The sequence below is a fragment of the Streptomyces sp. NPDC026377 genome (genome assembly GCF_055567715.1).
The window spans coordinates 151,123-170,665 of the sequence record NZ_JBVHPV010000001.1; the positions used below are offsets into that span (position 1 = coordinate 151,123).

Consider the following 19,543-nt stretch of genomic DNA (forward strand, 5'->3'; position numbering starts at 1 on the left):
CGCGGGGAACCGGCACGTCCGGGGCGCCTAGACGGGCTCCAGGAACTCCAGCCGGTTGCCGACCGGGTCCTCGGAGCAGAAGCGCCGGTGTCCGGGCAGGTGCTCGTCCCAGACCACCTTCGCGCCCCGCTCCTCCAGACGGCGCGCGAACGCGGCTATCCCGGTGACGCGCAGCCCCGGATGCGCCTTCCCGGCGGGCCGGAAGTCCTCCTCCACCCCGAGGTGGAGCTGGACCTCGCCGCGGGCGAACCAGCAGCCGCCCCGGGCCGCGAGCACCGGCGGCTTGGGGATCTCGGCCATGCCGAGGACCCCCGCGTAGTAGGCGCGCAGCAGGTCCTCGCTGCCGGGCGGGGCGGCGAGCTGGACGTGGTCGACGGCGGTGAGCATCAGCGGTCCTTCCTGCGGGCCACCGCGAAGACGCGACGGAAGGGGAAGACCGTGCCGTGCGGGCCCGGCGGGTAGGCGCGGCGCAGCAGGTCGCGGTATTCGGCGAGGAAGGCCTCGGTGGCCTCCTCGTCGTCGGCCAGCGCGGTCAGGGCCGGGCGCAGGGCGGTGCCCTTGACCCAGTCCAGGACCGGGTCCTCGCCGAGCAGCAGCTGGGAGTACGTCGTCTCCCACACGTCCGCCTCGCAGCCCAGGCCGGTCAGGCGCAGCAGGTACTCGGCGGGGCTGAGGATGTGGACGTACCGGCGCCCGTGGTCCCCCAGGCGTCCGCGCCAGCGCGGCGACTCGCAGAGCTCGCCGAGCAGGGCGTGGCTGGGTGAGGTGAAGTTGGCGGGGACCTGGAAGGCGAGGGTGCCGCCGGGGGTGAGGCCCTCGATCCAGCAGGCGAAGGACTCGGGGTGGTTGGGGACCCATTGCAGGGCCGCGTTGGAGACGATCAGGTCGTACGGCTCGCCGGGGGTCCAGTGGGCGAGGTCGGCCGGGCGGAAGTCCAGCCAGCCGCCGCCCGGGGTGGTGCCCGCGTGGTCCTTGTCGGCCTGGGCGAGCATCTCGGGCGAGAGGTCGAAGCCGGTGACGCGGGCGTCGGGCCAGCGCTCGGTGAGCAGGGCGGTGACGTTGCCCGGGCCGCAGCCCAGGTCCGCGATCCGCACGGGCGGGCGGGTCCCGGGGCCCGGGTGCAGGCCGGGGGTGCGCTGGGCACCCACGCGCGGAGCGGCGGGCCCGCCGGCGACGGCCGTGTCGGCGGCGGCCGCGTCGGCGGAGCCCGGCAGCGCCGGGATCCTCGTGAGCAGGTCGAGGAACGGCCGGGTGCGATGGCCGGAATGGTGCAGGTACTGCTGCGGATCCCAGACGGGAGCGGGCAGCGGGGCGGACGTCCGGCGGGACGTGCCGGTGGACTCCCGGGCCGGTGTCTCTACGGACTCCGGGACGAAATCGGAATGCATGTTCGAGCCCCCTTGCAGGTGCGGCTGACCGAAACGGAACAGGGTCCCGGGCCCTCCATGCCCAATGGTGGGGCTTTATATATCTTGACGTCAAGAGACTTCACATCGACAGACCCTCTACACTGATCGACATGGAGGACGAGGTCGACCGACTGGTCTCAGCATGGCGCCGCGAGCGCCCGGACCTCGACGTGGAGCCCCTGGAGGTGCTCAGCCGCGTCAGCAGGCTGGCGCGCCACCTCGACCGGGCGCGCAGACTCGCCTTCTCCGAGCACCAGCTGGAGCCCTGGGAGTTCGACGTGCTCACCTCGCTGCGGCGCGCGGGCGCGCCCTACCAGCTCTCTCCCGGCCAGCTGCTCACCCAGACGCTGGTCACCTCGGGCACCATGACCAACAGGATCGACCGCCTCGCCAAGAAGGGCCTGGTCGAGCGGCTCCCGGACCCCAGCGACCGGCGCGGAGTACTGGTGCGCCTGACCCCCGAGGGGCGCGACCGGGCCGATCAGGCGCTGGCCGGGCTCCTGGAACAGGAGCGGGCCATCCTGGCCCAGCTGTCGCGCACCCAGCGGGGGGAACTCGCGGCGCTGCTACGCCAGTTGACCGCCCCGTTCGACAACATCCCCGGCTAGCTCGGCCGGGCCGACCCCGGCCCGGCGCGCCAGGGCGACGGCGGCGAGGGTGGAGTGCACCCCGAGCTTGCCCAGCACGTTCTGCATGTGCGTACGGACCGTGTGCGGGGAGAGGAAGAGGCGTTCGGCGACGGCCTTGCGGCCCAGCCCCGCGACCATGCACCGCAGCACCTCGCGCTCGCGCGGGGTCAGCGACTCCACCAGCCGCTCGCTCTCGGTGCGGTGCTTGCGGGCGGCCGTGAGCTCGCGCAGGACGCCGGTGAGCAGCGCGGGCGGCAGATGCGTCTCGTCCCGCAGCACTCCTCTGATCACCGCGAGCAGCCGCTGGAGCGAACAGTCCTTGGCCACCCAGCCGGACGCTCCCGCCTGGAGGGCCAGCGCGGCGCGGCGCGGGTCGTCCTTCTCGGCGAGCACCACCGTACGAACGGCGGGCTGGCCCGAGCGGACCCCGGCGACCAGCGAGATGCCGTCCACCAGGCCGTCGGCGCCTCCGCCGTCCGGCACGGCCCGGGCGACCGGCGCCCCGGCGAGCGCGCCGAGGTCGGCGTCGACGAGCATCACGTCGAAGCGGCGGCCCTCCGAGGCCCCGCGCTCCAGACAGCGCAGCGCGGCCGGACCACTGCCGGCGGCCGCGACGTCGACGTCGGGCTCGGCCGCCAGTGCGGCGGCCAGCGACTCCGCGAAGATTCGGTGGTCATCCACCACGAGAACCCGGATACGAACCACAGACACCCCCATGCGTCGGGGAACGGACCGGCCGGGGCACGGCGCCGGGAAGGGATCGCGGCGCGGTCGCGCGGCCGCCGCCATGGACTGATCGATACCCCACCCCGGGCGTCGTACCCGACTGTCTCGCCCCCTGATCAACACCGGCCCCCACCGGTGCTTGCTTCAGAGTAGGGCCGTGGGCCGGAAGCGGAAGGCAATTTGCAGAACTGGTGGACCGGGTTGTTTAGGGTGTGGCGCATGTTTCGTTTTGAGACGGAAGTGGACAAGGCGCGACGCATTCTGCTGGGTCAGCGGCTCAAGGACACCAATACGGAACGCTCTTCGGCGCTGCGGGCCCTGCGCGGCACCCCGCACGAGAGGGAACGCCCGCTCCACGTCTGGGCGGTGGACGCCAAGGGCGGCCTCGCGGGCGGTCTCACCGGCCGGGTCTGGGCGAGCTGGCTCCTGGTGGACCTGCTGTGGGTGGACCCCGCCCACCGGGGTACGGGCCTGGGCGCCGAACTCCTCACCCGCGCCGAGGACTCGGCCCGCACCGACCACGCCTGCGCCCACGCGCGCGTGGAGACGTGGGACTTCCAGGCGCCGGGGTTCTATCTGGGGCGAGGGTACGAGGTGGTGGGCGAGGTGCCCGACTATCCGCCGGGCGTCACGGAGTTCATCCTCACCAAACGGCTCCGATAACCAGGCCGCCACCCGTCGGTCGCGTACGTCCTCGCTCAGCCGCCGTGAGCCGGGACGCGCCCCCTCCCCGTCAGCTCCTGCGGCGCGCCCCCGCCGACGGGAGGGCCTCGAAGACGCGGGGGGCGGTGTGCCCGGCCGCCGCGAAGGCCTCCTCGACCGCCTTGGTGACCGTGTCGGCCGCCGCCGCCTCGGTGAGGACGACCGCGGACCCGCCGAAGCCGCCGCCCGTCATCCGCGCGCCCAGCGCCCCGGCCGCCACCGACGCGGCCACGACCAGGTCCAGTTCGGCGCAGGAGACCCGCAGATCGTCGCGGAGCGAGGCGTGGCCCTCGGTGAGGACAGGACCGGCCGCGCGCGGATCGCCCGCCGCGAGGTGCGCCGCGACCCGCTCCACCCGCTCGTTGTCGCTCACCACATGGCGTACGCACCGGCGAACGGTTTCGGAGTCGAGGCTGGCCAGCGCCGCAGGGAGGCGCGCGAAGGGAATCTCGCGCAGGGTCCGCACACCGAGCGCCCGCGCGCCCGCCTCACAGGCGGCGCGTCGATCGGCGTACGCGCCGTCTCCGAGCGCGTGCTTCACCCGGGTGTCGACGACGAGGAGCGCCAGTCCGTGCGCGGCGAGGTCGAAGGGGACCTGCCGCAGCGAGAGGTCCCGGGTGTCCAGATGGAGCACATGGCCCTCGACGCAGCACGCGGACGCGGTCTGGTCCATGATGCCGCAGGGGACGCCCACGAAGGCGTTCTCGGCGCGCTGGGCGATGCGCGCCAGATCGGCCCGGCCGAGCCCGAGGCCGTACAGATCGTTCAGGGCGAGGGCGGTGACGACCTCCAGGGCCGCCGAGGAGGAGAGCCCCGCACCGGTCGGCACCGCCGAGGAGAGGTGGATGTCGGCGCCGGTGACCTGGTGGCCCGCCTCGCGCAGCGCCCAGACCACCCCCGCCGGGTAGGCGGCCCAGCCGCCGCCCCCCAGGGGCACCAGGGCGTCCGCGTCGAGCTGGACGACCCCGCCGTCCACATCGGCCGAGTGCAGCCTGAGCACCCCGTCGGTGCGCCGCGACACCGCCGCGACGGCCGTGTGCGGCAGCGCCAGCGGCATCACGAAGCCGTCGTTGAAGTCCGTGTACTCCCCGATCAGGTTGACCCGCCCGGGCGCCTCCCAGACCCCCTCGGGCTCCGCCCCGTACAGCGCGCGGAACCGCGCCGCCACCTCAGTCACCGGCGCTCTCCCACCCCTTGAGCCGCCGGGCGAAGTCCCAGGCGTCGGCGACGATGCCGGCCAGGTCCGCGCGGGAGGGCTGCCAGCCGAGCCGCTCGTGGGCGCGGGCGGCGGAGGCCACCAGGACCGCCGGGTCGCCCGGCCGCCGTCCGGCCGTGACCTCGGGCACCGGGTGCCCGGTGACCTTCCGTACGGTCTCGACGACCTCGCGGACGGAGAAGCCGTTGCCGTTGCCGAGGTTGCAGATCAGGTGCTCTCCCGGGGATGCCGCCGCCAGCGCCAGCAGATGCGCCTCGGCGAGGTCGGCGACGTGGATGTAGTCGCGCACACAGGTACCGTCCGGGGTCGGGTAGTCGTCGCCGAACACCGCGATCGACTCGCGCTCGCCGAGGGCGACCTGGAGCAGCAGCGGGATCAGATGCGACTCCGGGTCGTGACGCTCGCCCGAACTGCCGTAGGCCCCGGCCACGTTGAAGTACCGCAGCGAGACGGCCGCGAGGCCGTGGGCGGCGGCCTCCCCGCTGATCATGTGGTCGACGGCGAGCTTGGAGGCGCCGTAGGGGCTGGTGGGGGCGGTGGGGTCGGCCTCGGTGAGCAGGGCGGAGGCCGGTTCGCCGTAGGTGGCGGCGGTGGAGGAGAACACCAGCGTGCGCACGCCCGCCGTCCGCATGGCCTCCAGCAGCGCCATGGTGCCGCCGACGTTGTTCGACCAGTACTTCTCGGGGTGCGCGACCGACTCCCCGACCTGCGAGAACGCCGCGAAGTGCAGGACGGCGTCATAGGAGCCGTCGAGCCACCGCGACGCCTCCTGGATACGGCCCTCGACGAAGGCCGCACCCTCGGGGACGGCCTCCCGAAAGCCCGTGGAGAGGTCGTCGAGGACGGTCACCGAGTGGCCGGCCTCCAGGAGGTGGCGCGCCACCACGCTGCCGACGTATCCGGCGCCGCCGGTGACCAGGTACTTCCCGCTCATGTGCTCGCTACCTCTCGCAGTCGCCGGGCCGCGGCCTCCGGCGGCACGTCATTGATGAACACGCTCATGCCCGACTCCGAACCCGCGAGGAACTTCAGCTTGCCGGAAGTACGGCGGACGGTGAAAAGCTCCAGGTGCAGAGCGAAGTCCCGCCGGTCGGCGCTGTCGGGGAACGGTGCCTGGTGCCAGGCCGAGATGTACGGGGTGGGCGGTTCCCCCTCCCCGAAGATCCGGTCGAAGCGCCTCAAGAGTTCCAGGTAGACCTGGGGGAACTCTGTGCGGGCCGCCTCCCCCAGCGCCCGCAGATCGGGGACGCGGGCGCGCGGATAGAGGTGCACCTCGTACGGCCAGTGCGCGGCGTACGGCACGAAGGCGACCCAGTGCTCGGCCTCCAGGACGACCCGGTCGCCCTCGGCGAGCTCGCGCGCCACCAGGTCGTCGAAGAGGTTGCGCCCGCCGGTGCGCTCGCGGTGCTCGGCCAGCGAGCGGAGCATCAGGGCGGTGCGGGGGGTGGTGAAGGGGTAGCCGTAGATCTGGCCGTGCGGGTGGCCGAGGGTGACGCCGATCTCGGCGCCCCTGTTCTCGAAGCAGAACACCTGCTCCACCTGCGGGAGTTCGGCGAGCTCGGCGGTCCGGTCGGTCCAGGCCTCCAGGACGAGCGCGGCCTGCTCCTCGCTGAGGTCGGCGAAGGAGGCGTCGTGGTCGGGGGTGAAGCAGACGACCTCGCAGCGGCCGGAGTCCCCGGCGAGGGAGGGGAAGCGGTTCTCGAAGACGGCCACGTCGTACCCGGCGGCGGGGATCTCGCTGTGCCGTCCGTCGCGCGAGGGGCAGAGCGGGCAGTCGTCGGCGGGCGGGTGGTAGGTGCGGCCCTGGCGGTGGGAGGCGATGGCCACCGCGTCGCCGAGCAGGGGGTCGCGGCGGATCTCGGAGGCCGTGGAGACGGGGTCGAGCGGCCGGGTGTCCGTCTCGTCCCGTACGACGTCGTCCCGCAAGTCGTAGTAGAGCAGCTCGCGGCCGTCGGCGAGCCGGGTCGACGTCTTCTTCACCTGCACCTCCACCTTCAAACAGAACCAAACATAAAAAACCACGAGCCAACACCATGAGTCAATGGGCACGCCGAAGACGGGTCCGCCGGGGCCGGGTGGAACCGCTGCGTGGTCCGGACATGCCTGTGGGCGCGGCCGTCGTGCGGTCGCGCCCACAGCGCCTGCGGAGAAGAGGTCCCGGCTCAGCCCGCCGGGGGCACCGCCCGGTCGAGCAGTCCGGTGCGGGCGGCCAGCGCCGCCGCCTCCAGCCGGGAGCCGACGCCCAGCTTCATCAGGACCCGCTGGACGTGGGTGCGCGCGGTGGAGGGGGCGATGCCCATGCCCGCCGCGATCAGCCGCGTGTCCTCCCCGTCCGCGACCCTGACCAGCACCTCGACCTCGCGCGGTGTGAGCATCTGGAGCAGCCGCTGCCCCTCGTCGTCCGGCTGCGCGGCCGGGTTGAGCAGCTCCGCGAAGGCCCCCTGGAGCAGTTGCGGCGCCACCGCCGCCTCGCCCGCGCGTGCCTTGACCATGGCGCGTTCCACGCCCTCGATGCGCTCGTCGTGCCGGACGTAACCGGAGGCGCCCGCGGCGAAGGCGGCGGCGATCCCGCGCGGGCTCGGGACCGGCCCCAGCACCACCACGGCCACCTGCGGCCGCTCGCGCTTGATCCTGACGATCGGGTCGAACACTCCCGGCTCGGCGGGCCCGGCCGTGCCGAGCAGACACACCTCCGGCGCCCGCGCCACCACCAGCTCGGCCGCGCCCGCGACCGGGGCGGCCGCGGCCAGCACCCGGTGCCCGCGGAGCTTGAGCGCCGAGGCGAGCGCCTCCGCGAGCAGGCGGTGGTCGTCGACCACCATGAGCCGCACGCCCATCGAGCAACCCCCCATCCCCCGGGGCACGTTGCCAACTGCCCTGGCCCGGCCCTCCCTGCCCCGGCAAGCTACACGCTTGTTCGACGTCGCGCGCCCCCTACCGGTCAGAAGACGCCCGGATTGCCGAAATCCCCGGCATTCGGGACTACTTGGCGAAGGAGGGTGTCCGCGCAGGTGAACGCGGCGGCCCCGGCCGCGGAGGGTGCTCCGCGGCCGGGGCCGCCGTGGTGGAGAAGTTGACGCCGGAAGGACGGCGCCGCCGCCTCAGCCGGTGCCGAGACCGATCAGCAGGTACTTCTTCTCGTCGGTCAGCGTGCTCGGCTTCATGACCGAGGTGGCCGACATGAAGAGCTTGCCCTTGTCGTAGCGGATCTCGCCGTACTCGGGACCGAACTGCGAGAGCGCGGCGCGCACCGAGGTGTCCGCCGGGTTCTCCAGCAGGACCGTCTGCTTGAAGCTGCCGCCGTCGATGCTCACGATCTGGCTGCCCTTGTCGTACGGGGGCTTCTTGAACGCGATGACGTTGTTGCCGTCCATCCGCAGCGGGTACAGCGAGGAGCCGTCGCCCGCGTCGGCCTTGCCGGGCACGGGCTGCCCGGTCGCCAGGTCGAACGCCATGATCTCGTTGGTACGGCCGGAGTAGCCGTTGCCGCCCGCGCCGTCGTGCTGCTCGGTCGGGACGTACAGCTTGCCGCCGCCCGCCGCGACCGAGGTGCACTTCTCCACCTCGGTGGAGTCGCAGTCGGCGGCGTACTTGTCGCCCGGCGCCGGAATGCGGGCCAGCAGCTTGCCGGTCTTGTCGTCGATCGAGAAGAAGTCCGAGATCCCGCTGCCGTCGCCCGCGGTCTCACCGACGTCGGCGGCCACGACCAGCGGCTTGGAGGAGACGATGTGCGCGTACTGGACACCGGCCGGCATCCGGTACGAGGAGGCCGGAGCGCCCGTCTTGGGGTTCAGCGGCTGGATGGTGACCGTGGGATTGTCGTAGTCACCGCACTTGCGGACCGCGACCAGCGCGTCGCCGCCGCCGTATCCGGCGTCCTTGCACTGGTCGGTGGTGACCTTCGGCTGCCACAGCAGCTTGCCGGTGGCCACGTCCCAGGCGGAACCGCCCGAGGTGCCGCCGGTGGCGACCGTGCCGGCGCCGATGGTGACCTCCTCGTACATCGCCTTGCGGTCGCCGTCCTTGACGGAGTTCGTCCAGGCCAGCTTGCCGGTGGTGAGGTCGAGCACGGCGACCTCGGTGCAGCGCGCGTACTTCTCGCCGGAGGCCTTGGGGCCCTCGTAGACGATCGCCGTCTTGGCGTCGGAGGTGACGTGCGTGGTCGCCGCGCAGACCGCGCCGGGCAGCGGCAGCTTCCACAGCTGGGTGCCCTTGGCGGGGTCGTAGCCCACGATCTCGTTGACGCCCGACTTGGCGTACACCTTCTCGGTCAGCCAGGAGCCGTCCACGTGGACCAGGTCGCTCACCTTGGGCTGCGGCACCTGGAAGAGCACCTTGGAGGCGACGTTGGCGGGAGCCTGCTCCTTGCCGCCGCCCCCGGTCGAGCCGCCCTCCTTGCCGCCGTTGGCGCCCTGCGTGGAGCCGGACTTGGACTCGTCCTTCTTGTCGCCGTCCTTGCTCTTGGCGTACCAGACGCCGCCGCCGACGATCAGCGCGACCGCGACGACCGCCGAGACGATGATCGTCATCTGGGTGTTGAGCTTCCTGCCGCCACCGGGACCGCCCGGGGCGCCCTGCGGCGCCATGGGCTGGGTGGGCGGCTGTCCCGGGTAGCCGTAGCCCTGCTGCGGCTGGCCCGGGTAGCCGTAACCGGGCTGGCCCGGGGGCGGGGTCTGCGGATAGCCGTACGCGGACGGCTGCCCGGGGGCGGGGGCGTGCGGGTAGCCGTAGGCCGGGGCCGCGGGGGCGGTCGGCGGCTGGGCCGGCGGCGCGGGCGGCATCGCCGGGGGCGGCGGCGTGGGGGCGCCGAAACCGCCCGCCGGGGGCGGGGTGGGCGCGCCGAAGCCGCCCGCCGGGGGCTCCTGCGGGGCACCGAACCCCGGGGCCGGGGACCGCGGCGGCTCGCCCGGCGGCTGCTGGGGAGGCTGGGGAGGCTGGCTCATGACGTACGTACCTCTGCGGAAGGGAAGGGAGCGGAAGCGGGCGCGTTCATCAGTTGCCGAACCCCATCAGGGCCTTCTCCTTGGTGTCGCCCTTGGGGCTGGAGACGCGGCCGTTGAGGATGAAGAGCCGGCCGTCGCGGAAGGCCACGTGCTTGGAGAAGAAGCCGTTCTCGATGGAGGCGGTGGACGCCGGGTTCTGGAGCACGATCTTCGGCTGGCCCGCACCCGCGACCTCCGCGACCGCGCCGCCCTGCTCGGTGGTGGGCGCGATGTAGGCGAGGACCTTGCCGTTCTCGGCGTTCAGCGGCAGCATCGTGCGGGCGCTGCCCGCACTCGAACGCCACTTCTCCTTGCCGGTGTTGAGGTCGAACGCCACGACCGCGTTGGTGCGCCCGAAGGTGTCGCCCGAGCTGCGCTTGGGCTCGGTCGGCAGATACAGCGTGTTGGCGTCGGCGGCGGCGCCCAGGCAGCCCTGGAGGTCGCGGTCCATGATCGCCCAGCCGCACTCCGGCTGGAAGCTGTCCTTGCTGACCAGCTCGGAGCGGAGCGAGCCGTCCGGCTTGTACGTCGAGATGTTGTACTGCTTCTTGTCCTTGTTGGTCACGTAGACCACCAGCGGGTCGACGGAGAAGACCCGGGCGACCTTCCAGCCCTTGGGGAACTGCTTGGTCCACTTGGGCTTGCCGGTCGTGGCGTCCAGCTCCTGGATCTGGTCGACCGCGAGCGTGTCACCGCCGACCGTGCAGCTGCCCGCGGCGATCAGCCGGGAACCGCCCGCGAAGGCGTCCGAACGGCAGTTGCCGCTGCGCTCCTGGCCGAAGATCTTCTTGCCGTCCAGGACCGAGAACCCGCTGACGCCGCCCATCCGGGCCACCGCCACGGTGTTGCCGCTGATCGCCAGGTCGAAGCTGGTCATGATGTCGAAGGCGTTCTCCGACGGTACCGCCACCTTCCAGCCCGCCTTGCCGGCCGCGAGGTCGACCTGCTGGAGCTGGTTGCACTTGGCGTTCTTGGTGTTGTTCTCCTGCACACCGAGGACGATCTTGCCGTCGGCGGTGGTCTGGTGCGGCGCTCCGCACAGCGGGGCGCTCAGCGGCACGCTCCACTTCTGCTTGCCGTCCGTCACCGAATAGCCGGTGACCTCCTTGTACATCGCCTTGACGACGGTGTCGCCGATCACCCAGGGGCCGGACTGCTCGGCGCCGTTCTGGGTCAGCTGGGTGGCGTTCTCCTGGAGCCAGACCTTCGCCTCGCCGTCCTTGCGGCCCGCGTTGAGGTCGTCGTTCCCGGCGCGGCCGTCGCCCTTGCCGTCGCCCTGGTCGGTGGTGGGGGAGCCGCTGGGCTGCGCGCTCTGGCTCGCCTTCGACTCGGACTTCTTGTCGCCGTCCCCGCCCTTGGTGGCGAAGTACACGCCGCCGCCGACCACGAGCAGACCGGCCACGGCCGCCGCCACGATCACGGCGGGCTTGCCCTTGAAGGGGTTGCGTCCCCCGCCCGGCGGCTCCGGCATCGGGGCGCCCGGGTACTGGGGCTGCGTCGGGTAACCGCCGTACGGGCCCGCCTGCTGGCCGTAGGGGCCGGGCTGCTGGCCGTACGGACCGGGCTGGCCGGGCTGGCCGGGCGCCTGCGGATAGCCGTAGCCCGGCTGCGCCCCGGGGGCCTGCGGGTAGCCGTAGCCGGGGGCCGGGGCGGGCGCGCCCTGCGGCGGGCCGGGCGGCATCGCGGGCGGCGGGCCGGCGGGCGGCGGCGGCATCTGCGGCGGCTGGGCGGGCGGGTTGCTGGGTGCCCCGAAGCCCCCCTGCGGCGGCTGCTGGCTGGGCGGCTGGGTCACAGCGTGTCTCCCCCTTCGTGCGGACCGCTGCCCGAACGGACTCCCCCGCGTTTCCGGAGCGGAATCGGACATGGTCCCGCACAGTTTGCGTCAGTCGAGCGGGGCTTCTTTGTATCACCCGAACCCCCTCGAACAGGGGGCCGGTCCGTCCCTGTTCCCAAGGGCGGACCGGCCTGTGATGCGCCTGTTATGGAGTTTGCACGTGCTCTTTACGACTCGTCACCCGTCCTCACGAGCCCCACGCGTCACACCCGCCCCTAGGCCTCCTCGGCCAGTTCCAGCCATCGCATCTCCAGCTCGTCGCGCTCGCCGATGAGGGCGCGCAGCTCCGCGTCGAGCCGTGCGACCTTCTCGAAGTCGGTGGCGTTGTCGGCGATTTGTGCGTGCAGACCGCTCTCCCGCTCGGAGATCTTGTTCAGCTGCCGCTCGATCCGCTGGAGCTCCTTCTTCGCGGCCCGGGAGTCGGCGGAGGAGGCCGTGCCCGCGGGCCTGGCGGCGGCCGGGGCGGCGACCGGGACCGCCTCCTCGATCATCCGCCTGCGCCGCTCCAGGTACTCGTCGATACCGCGCGGCAGCATCCGCAGGGACGCGTCGCCGAGCAGCGCCCACACCCGGTCGGTGGTGCGCTCGATGAAGAACCGGTCGTGCGAGATGACGACCATCGAGCCCGGCCAGCCGTCGAGCAGGTCCTCCAGCTGGGTCAGCGTCTCGATGTCCAGGTCGTTGGTGGGTTCGTCGAGGAAGAGGACGTTCGGCTCGTCCATCAGCAGCCGCAGCAGCTGGAGCCTGCGCCGCTCACCACCGGACAGGTCCCCGACCGGCGTCCACTGCTTCTCCTTGCCGAACCCGAACTGCTCGCACAGCTGCCCGGCCGTCATCTCCCGGCCGGTGCCGAGGTCGACCCGGTCGCGGATCTGCTGCACGGCCTCCAGGACACGCAGTTCGGCGGGGAGTTCGGTGACGTCCTGCGAGAGGTAGGCGAGCCGCACGGTCTTGCCGACCTTGATCTGTCCGGCCGCGGGCTGCGCCTCGCCGTCGGTACGGGCCGCCTCCGCCAGCGCGCGCAGGAGCGAGGTCTTGCCCGCGCCGTTCACCCCGACCAGGCCGATGCGGTCGCCCGGGCCGAGCTGCCAGGTCAGGTGCTTGAGCAGCACCTTGGGCCCGGCCTGCACGGTCACGTCCTCCAGGTCGAAGACGGTCTTGCCGAGGCGGGCGCCCGCGAACTTCATCAGCTCCGAGGTGTCGCGCGGCGGCGGCACGTCCGCGATCAGCTCGTTGGCGGCCTCGATGCGGTAGCGCGGCTTGGAGGTGCGGGCGGGGGCGCCGCGCCGCAGCCAGGCCAACTCCTTGCGCATCAGGTTCTGCCGCTTGGCCTCCTCGGTCGCGGCGATCCGCTCCCGCTCGGCGCGGGCGAACACGTAGTCGCTGTAGCCGCCCTCGTACTCGTAGACGCTGCCCCGCTGGACGTCCCACATCCGGGTGCAGACCTGGTCCAGGAACCAGCGGTCGTGGGTGACGCAGACCAGCGCCGAGCGCCGGGCCCGCAGATGGGCGGCCAGCCAGGCGATGCCCTCCACGTCCAGGTGGTTGGTGGGCTCGTCCAGGATGATCAGGTCCGGGTCGGCGATGAGCAGCTTGGCCAGCGCGATGCGGCGGCGCTCGCCGCCGGAGAGCGGGCCGATGACCGTGTCCAGGCCGCTCTCGAAGCCGGGCAGGGCGAGACCGCCGAAGAGGCCGGTGAGCACGTCGCGGATCTTGGCGTTGCCCGCCCACTCGTGGTCGGCGAGGTCGCCGATCACCTCGTGGCGGACGGTGGCCTTCGGGTCCAGCGAGTCGTGCTGGGTGAGCACGCCGAGGCGGAGGCCACCGACGTGGGTGACACGGCCGGTGTCGGCCTCCTCCAGCTGGGCGAGCATCCGGATGAGGGTGGTCTTGCCGTCACCGTTGCGGCCGACCACCCCGATCCGGTCCCCTTCGGAGACGCCGAGGGAAACACCGTCGAGCAGGGCACGGGTGCCGTACACCTTGCTGACTGCCTCGACATTGACCAGGTTGACGGCCATTTCACTCCTGAACAGGGGGGCTGAATCGCCTCCAAGGTTACGTCCTGCGGAATCACCCGCGGTGCGACGCGGTGCACCCCCGTCCCGGAGGCACGGACCGTGGTGCGGTGCGGTGCACCCCGCCAGGGGCGCGGGGAACTGCGCGACCAGCCCCCACCGGGCCGCAGGTGAACAACGACGTCTTACGGGTGCGGACCGTGGTGGGTTGCGCGCGCAGTTCCCCGCGCCCCCAGGTGCCCAGGGGCGCGGGGAACTGCGCGACCAGCCCCCACCAGGCCGCCGGCGACCAACAACGCCTTACCGGACCCCCGCGCCCCGAAACGGCTCACGCAGCCACGACAGTCGCCCCCGGCGCGGGGGACAGCGCCACCCGGGCCGAGCGGCACAGGCCCGACGCCCCGAGCGCGTCCGCGATCCTCCGCGCCGCCGCCGCGTCCCGTGCCAGGAACGCCGTGGTCGGCCCGGACCCCGAGACCAGCCCCGCCAGCGCCCCCGCCCCACTCCCCGCCGCCAGCACGTCCACCAGGGACGGCCGCAGGGACAGGGCCGCGCCCTGGAGGTCGTTGGAGAGCGCGCCCGCCAGGGCGAAGACGTCGCCCGTGCGCAGCGCGGCGAGCAGGGCCGGGTCCGCCGAGGGCGCCACCGCGTCCGGGTTGAGCCGGTCGAACTCCCGGTACACCGCCGGGGTCGACAACCCCCCGTCCGCCGCCGCGAACACCCAGTGGAAGGAGCCGCCCACCTCCAGCGCGGCCAGCTTCTCGCCCCGCCCCGTGCCCAGCGCCGCCCCGCCGACCAGGCTGAACGGCACGTCGCTGCCGAGCTCGGCGCAGATGTCGAGCAGCTCCTCGCGGGACGCGCCCGTGCCCCACAGCGCGTCGCACGCCACCAGCGCCGCCGCGCCGTCCGCGCTGCCGCCCGCCATGCCACCCGCGACGGGGATGTCCTTGGCGATGTGGAGGTGGACGTCGGGCGCCAGCCCGTACCGCGCGGCCAGCAGTTCGGCCGCCCGCGCCGCCAGGTTCGTACGGTCCAGCGGGACCTTGTCCGCGTCCGGGCCCGAGCAGGTGACGCGCAGCGCGTCGGCGGGCGCGGCCGTGACCTCGTCGTAGAGGCCGACCGCGAGGAAGACGTTGGCGAGGTCGTGGAAGCCGTCGGGGCGGGCCGGGCCCACCGCGAGCTGGACGTTGACCTTGGCGGGGACCCGGACCGTCACCATCGGCGCCGTCGGTTCCGTCACGGCCCCCGGCGCCGTCACGGCTTCGCCTCCGCGATCCGCGCGAACTCCTCCACCGTCAGCGCCTCGCCGCGGGCCTGCGGCGAGATCCCGGCCGCGACCAGCGCCTGTTCGGCGGCGGGGGCGGAGCCGGCCCAGCCCGCGAGCGCGGCCCGCAGGGTCTTGCGGCGCTGGGCGAAGGCCGCGTCGACCACCGCGAAGACCTCCGCCTTGGTGGCGGTGGTCCGCACCGGCTCGGCGCGCCGGACCAGCGCGACCAGCCCGGAGTCGACGTTGGGGGCGGGCCAGAAGACGTTGCGGCCGATGGACCCGGCGCGCTTGACCTCCGCGTACCAGTTGGCCTTCACCGACGGCACGCCGTACACCTTGTTGCCGGGCCTCGCCGCGAGCCGGTCGGCGACCTCCGCCTGGACCATGACCAGGGTGCGCTCGATCGTGGGGAAGCGGTCCAGCATGTGGAGGAGGACGGGCACGGCGACGTTGTACGGGAGGTTCGCCACCAGTGCGGTGGGCGCCGGGCCGGGCAGCTCCTGGACCAGCATGGCGTCGGAGTGGACCAGCGCGAAGCGGTCCTTCTTCGCGGGGAGGCGGGCCTCGATGGTGGCGGGCAGCGCGCCCGCGAGCACGTCGTCGATCTCGACGGCCGTCACCCGGTCCGCCGCCTCCAGGAGCGCCAGGGTCAGCGAGCCGAGGCCGGGCCCGACCTCCACCACGACGTCGTCGGGCCGCACCTGCGCCGTCCGTACGATCCGGCGGACCGTATTGGCGTCGATGACGAAGTTCTGGCCGCGCTGCTTGGTGGGGCGTACGCCCAGCGCTGCGGCCAGTTCACGGATGTCGGCGGGGCCGAGGAGGGCATCGGGCTCAGTGGTGCTCACCGATACAGCCTACGGCCGCAGTGCGGCCACGGACTCGCCCCCCGCTGCACATAGAGCTTCTTCGCCCGGAGCGTCTGCTCGGCGGCGCTGGCGTGCTGCGGGAGGCCGCTGCCGCCGAGCGCGTGCCAGGTGCGGCCGTCGAACTGGTAGAGCCCGCCGTAGTTCCCCGTGGGGTCGACCGCGCCGGGGCGCCCGCCGGACTCGCAGTGGGCGAGGGCGCGCCAGTCGAGGTGGTCGGCGCCGCCTGCCGAGGCGGGCAGCGGCTTGGTGCCGACCCGGACGGTCTGGGTGACCGGCGGGCGCACCACGTGCTCGGCCACCTTCCGGGGTCTCTGCCGCACCCCGTCGACGGTTCGCAGCGCGTAGGTGACCTTGCGGAAGCCGCGCTGGCCCGGCCGGTCGACGACCTCGGTCCCGGCGAAGAGCGCGTCGTCCCTGGTCCTGACGACCTTGTACGGGATGGGCTCCTCACGGACCACGCGGCTGCCGGTGATCCGCATGACGGTGATCGTCTGCCCGTCGCGGGGGAAGGCGGAGGGCGGCACGGAGGTGGTGTCCTGGTTCCGCAGGGAGATCCCGGCCTCCTCGACGGCCTCGGCGACGGTCGCCGCGTTGGTGCGGATCGTGCGCTCGCGCCCGTCGGCGAGGAAGGTGACCTGGCGCTCGGTGCGCACGTCCAGGCCCATTCCGGTGCGGCCGATGGCCGAGGAGCGAGAGGCCGACAGATACGCGCCCTCGGCGCGCACCCCGAGCTGGCGCAGCGCCCCGTCCACGGTCTGGGCGGTGGTCCACACCTGGCGGCGCTGGCCGTCGAGGGTGAGGGCGACGGGGCGGCCGTAGCGCACGACGACCTCGTCGCCGCCGGCCAGCGCCTCGTGGCGGCCGGGCGCGACGATGTCGTGGTCCCCGACGCCGACGTGCTGGTCCGCGAGGAGTTCGTCGACGTCGTCGGCGAAGGTGTGCAGGGTGCGCGGGACGCCGTCGACGGTGAGCCGTACGGCCTTGTCGTTGACGAGGAACGCGGTGGTCCCGCCCGCGAGGAAGGCGACCACCAGCGCCTGCGGGATGAGCCGGCGCAGGGCCTCGGGCCCGGCGCCGAACAGCGCCCCGCCGCGGCGGCGCCGGGCGGCCCGCCGCGCCCCGGCCCGCGAACCCTCCCGCGGCCCGGCGCCCCGGCGCGGCCCGGGCACCTCCGCCGACTGCGTCCCGTAGGCGTCGTACGGCGGCCCGGCGGCCGGCGGCACGTCCTGCGGGTACGGCAGCTGTGCGTACGGCGGGGGCGCGTCCTGCGCGTACGGCGGCTCCACCGTTCTTGTCGCCGCGCGGCGGCCGCCGCGTACGGCACGGTGACTGCCCTGCGAATTGCTCACGGCGCTCCCGAGGTCCGGCCTGTCGTCCCGTCGAGGGCGGGACATTAGCGGAGCCTTCGTCACCGTCCAAAGCGATTCGACTACGGAGCGTCGCCGCGCTACCCTGCGCTCGCCCACCCGGGGCACCCGGGCCGTTATCCCTCAGTAATCGAAGGCGCGGGCGGTGTTCTCCGCGAGGGCCGCGGCCAGCACGTCCTCATGAACCCCCTTCACCGCCGCCATGGCGCGCACCGTAATCGGAATGAGATACGGCGCATTGGGCCGTCCGCGGTACGGCGCCGGGGTGAGGAAGGGCGCGTCCGTCTCCACGAGGACGAGTTCGAGCGGGGCGACCGCGAGCGCGTCGCGCAGTGGCTGGGCGTTCTTGAACGTCATGTTTCCGGCGAAGGACATGAAGTAGCCCGCCCGCGCGCAGAGTTCCGCCATTTCCGCGTCGCCGGAATAGCAGTGGAAGACCGTGCGCTCCGGGGCGCCCTCTTCCCGCAGTACGCGCAGCACGTCCGCGTGCGCCTCGCGATCGTGGATGACGAGCGCCTTGCCGTGCCGTTTGGCGATCTCGATGTGCGCCCGGAAGGACCGCTCCTGGGCGGCCATGCCGTCGGCGCCGGTGCGGAAGTAGTCCAGACCGGTCTCGCCGACGGCCTTGACGTGCGGGAGGGCGGCGAGCCGGTCGATCTCGGCGAGCGCGTCGTCGAGGGCGGCCTCGCCGCCGGGCCCCCGCGCCCCCTGGCGCGACCAGCCGTCGGGGTCGCCCAGGACGATCCTGGGCGCCTCGTTCGGGTGCAGGGCGACGGCGGCGTGCACGTTCTCGTGCGCCTCGGCCGTCTCCGCCGCCCAGCGGGAGCCCTTGAGGTCGCAGCCCACCTGGACGACCGTGGTCACCCCGACGGCCGCGGCCCTGGCCAGGGCCTCCTCGACCGTCGTGGACTGCATGTCCAGGTGGGTGTGCGAGTCGGCCACCGCCACACCGAGCGGTTCGGGCAGGGGCGGCGGGGCATCCTTGGCGGCACTCATGGGGCCGATCCTATGAAAGGCCCCGCCCGGTCACTTCTTGTGGTGGTGCTGGAAGGGGTGCAGGAGGTCGGACAGATGCCAGTGGTGGCCCGCCTCGGGCTCGGCCGCGGCCGTGGCGCCCGCCCCGGCCGCGGGCGCGGCGACCGGCTCCGGGTCGCCCCCCGAGCCCACGGGCCCGGCCGGTGCCTGGTGGGTGGACTGGTGGGCGAGCCACTGCTGCACGCTGGAGACCCGGCCGGCGCGCAGGGTGCGCACGACGTGCCCGCCGCAGTTCATACAGGTGGGCTGGGACAGCGGCGAGGGAACCCGCTCCCCGTCCGCCCTGTAGACCACGAACGACTGCCCCTTGCCGTCCACGTGGTGCTCTATCTCGTACGCCTGCTCCCAGCCATATCCACACCTCATGCACGCGAAGGCATAAGCCTCGTGTGCCGTGGTCTCAGCGATCTCACTCATCTGCCGGCTCCCTTGTCCGCTGGACAAGCTCTTGCGAGCGCTCCTTGCGAGCGGAGGCGGAAAGCGCCCCCGATCCATGGGACGCCTTTCGCCGCCGAAACGCATCAGGGGCTGTCGAGTGTTGGTGCCGATTTGGCCTTTCCTAGGCAAAAGCCCCGGTGCGCGGCCTGCGCTTTACTTTTTACGATAGTCCTTTGCCGTCCGCGGGTGCCTGTCGTGCCGCGTTCTTTGCCGCCACGACGGCGTCGAACACCTCGCGCTTGGGCAGGCCCGCTTCCAGGGCCACGGCGGCGATCGCCTCCTTGCGCCGCTCGCCCGCCTCCTCGCGCACCAGCACCCTGCGCACCAGCTCCTCGGCGTCCAGCTCGGCCGGACCGGTCTCGGGGGCGCCCTCCACCACCACGGTGATCTCGCCGCGCACCCCTTCGGCGGCCCAGGCGGCGAGGTCGCCCAGGCTGCCGCGCTTGACCTCCTCGTACGTCTTGGTCAGCTCACGGCAGACGGCGGCGCGGCGGTCGGCGCCGAAGACCTCGGCCATCGCGGCGAGCGTGTCGTCTAGGCGGTGCGGGGCCTCGAAGTAGACGAGGGTGCGGCGCTCACCGGCGACCTCGCGCAGCCTGCCGAGCCGCTCGCCCGCCTTGCGCGGCAGGAAGCCCTCGAAGCAGAACCGGTCGACGGGCAGCCCGGACAGGGCGAGCGCGGTGAGCACCGCCGAGGGGCCGGGCACGGCCGTGACCTTGATGTCCTTCTCCACGGCCGCCGCCACGAGCCGGTAGCCGGGGTCGGAGACCGACGGCATCCCGGCGTCGGTCACCAGCAGCACGCGCGCGCCGCCCTCCAGCGCCTCGACGAGTTCGGGCGTCCGGGCGGACTCGTTGCCCTCGAAGTAGGAGACGACCCGCCCCGAGGTGTGGATGCCGAGCGCCCGGGTCAGCCCGCGCAGCCGCCGGGTGTCCTCGGCGGCCACGACGTCGGCCCGCTCCAGTTCGGCGGCCAGGCGCGGCGGCGCGTCCGCGATGTCGCCGATGGGGGTGCCTGCGAGTACGAGTGTTCCGGTCACCCCGCCATCCTC

At 73.2% G+C, this 19,543-nt stretch carries 18 protein-coding genes; 2 read left to right on the top strand and 16 right to left on the bottom strand.

The genetic code is table 11. The features are described 5' to 3' along the window. Nucleotides 1-27: 27 nt before the first annotated feature. Together ACZ4MU_RS00575 and ACZ4MU_RS00580 are read right to left on the bottom strand one after the other, a co-directional pair. Nucleotides 28-387 carry a VOC family protein gene (locus ACZ4MU_RS00575; RefSeq protein ID WP_467869262.1) on the bottom strand — a complete coding sequence of 120 codons (360 nt, stop codon included), beginning with the start codon at nt 385-387 and terminating at the stop codon, nt 28-30. Continuing rightward, nucleotides 387-1,388 (bottom strand): methyltransferase domain-containing protein, encoded by a 1,002-nt coding sequence (locus ACZ4MU_RS00580; RefSeq protein ID WP_467869264.1) that lies wholly within the window; start codon nt 1,386-1,388, stop codon nt 387-389. Before ACZ4MU_RS00580 ends, ACZ4MU_RS00575 begins: the two co-directional genes overlap by 1 nt. Before the next feature lie 131 nt (nt 1,389-1,519). Here ACZ4MU_RS00580 and ACZ4MU_RS00585 point away from each other — a divergent pair, with 131 nt between their 5' ends. Continuing rightward, nucleotides 1,520-2,017 carry a MarR family winged helix-turn-helix transcriptional regulator gene (locus ACZ4MU_RS00585; RefSeq protein WP_067159986.1) on the top strand — a complete coding sequence of 166 codons (498 nt, stop codon included), beginning with the start codon at nt 1,520-1,522 and terminating at the stop codon, nt 2,015-2,017. Here the strand turns inward: ACZ4MU_RS00585 and ACZ4MU_RS00590 are convergent. Beyond that, nucleotides 1,976-2,755 carry a response regulator transcription factor gene (locus ACZ4MU_RS00590; protein WP_361391627.1) on the bottom strand — a complete coding sequence of 260 codons (780 nt, stop codon included), beginning with the start codon at nt 2,753-2,755 and terminating at the stop codon, nt 1,976-1,978. The genes ACZ4MU_RS00585 and ACZ4MU_RS00590 overlap by 42 nt on opposite strands. Before the next feature lie 228 nt (nt 2,756-2,983). On the opposite strand from ACZ4MU_RS00590, the gene ACZ4MU_RS00595 reads away from it, so the two are divergent. Next, a complete protein-coding gene (locus tag ACZ4MU_RS00595; RefSeq protein ID WP_467869266.1) occupies nt 2,984-3,427 on the top strand; it encodes a GNAT family N-acetyltransferase in 444 nt (147 codons plus the stop codon). A gap of 70 nt (nt 3,428-3,497) precedes the next feature. On the opposite strand, the gene galK is transcribed toward ACZ4MU_RS00595, so the two are convergent. The 13 genes from galK to rsmI all read right to left on the bottom strand — a co-directional run bounded on the left by galK (nt 3,498) and on the right by rsmI (nt 19,531). Beyond that, nucleotides 3,498-4,643, bottom strand: a complete 1,146-nt coding sequence (galK, locus tag ACZ4MU_RS00600) for a galactokinase (RefSeq protein WP_467869268.1) — start codon at nt 4,641-4,643, stop codon at nt 3,498-3,500. Continuing rightward, nucleotides 4,636-5,616: a UDP-glucose 4-epimerase GalE gene (gene galE / locus ACZ4MU_RS00605; RefSeq protein WP_467869270.1), complete on the bottom strand. Its 981-nt coding sequence runs from the start codon at nt 5,614-5,616 to the stop codon at nt 4,636-4,638. Before galE ends, galK begins: the two co-directional genes overlap by 8 nt. Continuing rightward, nucleotides 5,613-6,662 (bottom strand): galactose-1-phosphate uridylyltransferase, encoded by a 1,050-nt coding sequence (gene galT, locus ACZ4MU_RS00610; protein WP_467869272.1) that lies wholly within the window; start codon nt 6,660-6,662, stop codon nt 5,613-5,615. The genes galE and galT overlap by 4 nt, the downstream gene beginning before the upstream one ends. Nucleotides 6,663-6,844: 182 nt before the next feature. Beyond that, entirely contained in the window at nt 6,845-7,519 is a 675-nt protein-coding gene (locus ACZ4MU_RS00615) for a helix-turn-helix transcriptional regulator (RefSeq protein WP_467869274.1), read from the bottom strand. Nucleotides 7,520-7,783: 264 nt separating this feature from the next. Next, nucleotides 7,784-9,625 (bottom strand): outer membrane protein assembly factor BamB family protein, encoded by a 1,842-nt coding sequence (locus tag ACZ4MU_RS00620; protein WP_467869276.1) that lies wholly within the window; start codon nt 9,623-9,625, stop codon nt 7,784-7,786. 49 nt (nt 9,626-9,674) lie between these two features. Then, the gene (locus tag ACZ4MU_RS00625; RefSeq protein ID WP_467869278.1) at nt 9,675-11,456 is read right to left on the bottom strand and encodes an outer membrane protein assembly factor BamB family protein; all 1,782 of its coding nucleotides are present in this window, start codon (nt 11,454-11,456) and stop codon (nt 9,675-9,677) included. A gap of 257 nt (nt 11,457-11,713) precedes the next feature. Then, entirely contained in the window at nt 11,714-13,519 is a 1,806-nt protein-coding gene (locus tag ACZ4MU_RS00630) for an ABC-F family ATP-binding cassette domain-containing protein (RefSeq protein WP_467869280.1), read from the bottom strand. A gap of 325 nt (nt 13,520-13,844) precedes the next feature. Then, nucleotides 13,845-14,735, bottom strand: coding sequence for a 4-(cytidine 5'-diphospho)-2-C-methyl-D-erythritol kinase (locus ACZ4MU_RS00635; protein ID WP_467870558.1), 891 nt, complete (start codon nt 14,733-14,735; stop codon nt 13,845-13,847). 35 nt (nt 14,736-14,770) lie between these two features. Continuing rightward, nucleotides 14,771-15,631, bottom strand: a complete 861-nt coding sequence (gene rsmA, locus ACZ4MU_RS00640; protein WP_467869282.1) for a 16S rRNA (adenine(1518)-N(6)/adenine(1519)-N(6))-dimethyltransferase RsmA — start codon at nt 15,629-15,631, stop codon at nt 14,771-14,773. Beyond that, entirely contained in the window at nt 15,628-17,001 is a 1,374-nt protein-coding gene (locus ACZ4MU_RS00645) for a ubiquitin-like domain-containing protein (protein ID WP_467869284.1), read from the bottom strand. The genes rsmA and ACZ4MU_RS00645 overlap by 4 nt, the downstream gene beginning before the upstream one ends. Nucleotides 17,002-17,142: 141 nt before the next feature. Continuing rightward, complete coding sequence (locus ACZ4MU_RS00650) at nt 17,143-18,015, bottom strand: TatD family hydrolase (RefSeq protein WP_467869286.1); 873 nt, start codon at nt 18,013-18,015, stop codon at nt 17,143-17,145. A 30-nt stretch (nt 18,016-18,045) separates the two neighbouring features. After that, the gene (locus ACZ4MU_RS00655) at nt 18,046-18,471 is read right to left on the bottom strand and encodes a hypothetical protein (protein ID WP_467869288.1); all 426 of its coding nucleotides are present in this window, start codon (nt 18,469-18,471) and stop codon (nt 18,046-18,048) included. A gap of 181 nt (nt 18,472-18,652) precedes the next feature. Then, entirely contained in the window at nt 18,653-19,531 is an 879-nt protein-coding gene (gene rsmI, locus ACZ4MU_RS00660; RefSeq protein ID WP_467869290.1) for a 16S rRNA (cytidine(1402)-2'-O)-methyltransferase, read from the bottom strand. Nucleotides 19,532-19,543: the final 12 nt, after the last annotated feature.

Bases quoted from the DNA above. Each gene is read 5' to 3' on its own strand.
- ACZ4MU_RS00575 (WP_467869262.1), bottom strand. From the start codon at position 387: ATGCTCACCGCCGTCGACCACGTCCAGCTCGCCGCCCCGCCCGGCAGC.
- ACZ4MU_RS00580 (WP_467869264.1), bottom strand. From the start codon at position 1,388: ATGCATTCCGATTTCGTCCCGGAGTCCGTAGAGACACCGGCCCGGGAG.
- ACZ4MU_RS00585 (WP_067159986.1), top strand. From the start codon at position 1,520: ATGGAGGACGAGGTCGACCGACTGGTCTCAGCATGGCGCCGCGAGCGC.
- ACZ4MU_RS00590 (WP_361391627.1), bottom strand. From the start codon at position 2,755: ATGGGGGTGTCTGTGGTTCGTATCCGGGTTCTCGTGGTGGATGACCAC.
- ACZ4MU_RS00595 (WP_467869266.1), top strand. From the start codon at position 2,984: ATGTTTCGTTTTGAGACGGAAGTGGACAAGGCGCGACGCATTCTGCTG.
- galE (WP_467869270.1), bottom strand. From the start codon at position 5,616: ATGAGCGGGAAGTACCTGGTCACCGGCGGCGCCGGATACGTCGGCAGC.
- ACZ4MU_RS00615 (WP_467869274.1), bottom strand. From the start codon at position 7,519: ATGGGCGTGCGGCTCATGGTGGTCGACGACCACCGCCTGCTCGCGGAG.
- ACZ4MU_RS00620 (WP_467869276.1), bottom strand. From the start codon at position 9,625: ATGAGCCAGCCTCCCCAGCCTCCCCAGCAGCCGCCGGGCGAGCCGCCG.
- ACZ4MU_RS00630 (WP_467869280.1), bottom strand. From the start codon at position 13,519: ATGGCCGTCAACCTGGTCAATGTCGAGGCAGTCAGCAAGGTGTACGGC.
- ACZ4MU_RS00635 (WP_467870558.1), bottom strand. From the start codon at position 14,735: ATGGTGACGGTCCGGGTCCCCGCCAAGGTCAACGTCCAGCTCGCGGTG.
- ACZ4MU_RS00650 (WP_467869286.1), bottom strand. From the start codon at position 18,015: ATGAGTGCCGCCAAGGATGCCCCGCCGCCCCTGCCCGAACCGCTCGGT.
- ACZ4MU_RS00655 (WP_467869288.1), bottom strand. From the start codon at position 18,471: ATGAGTGAGATCGCTGAGACCACGGCACACGAGGCTTATGCCTTCGCG.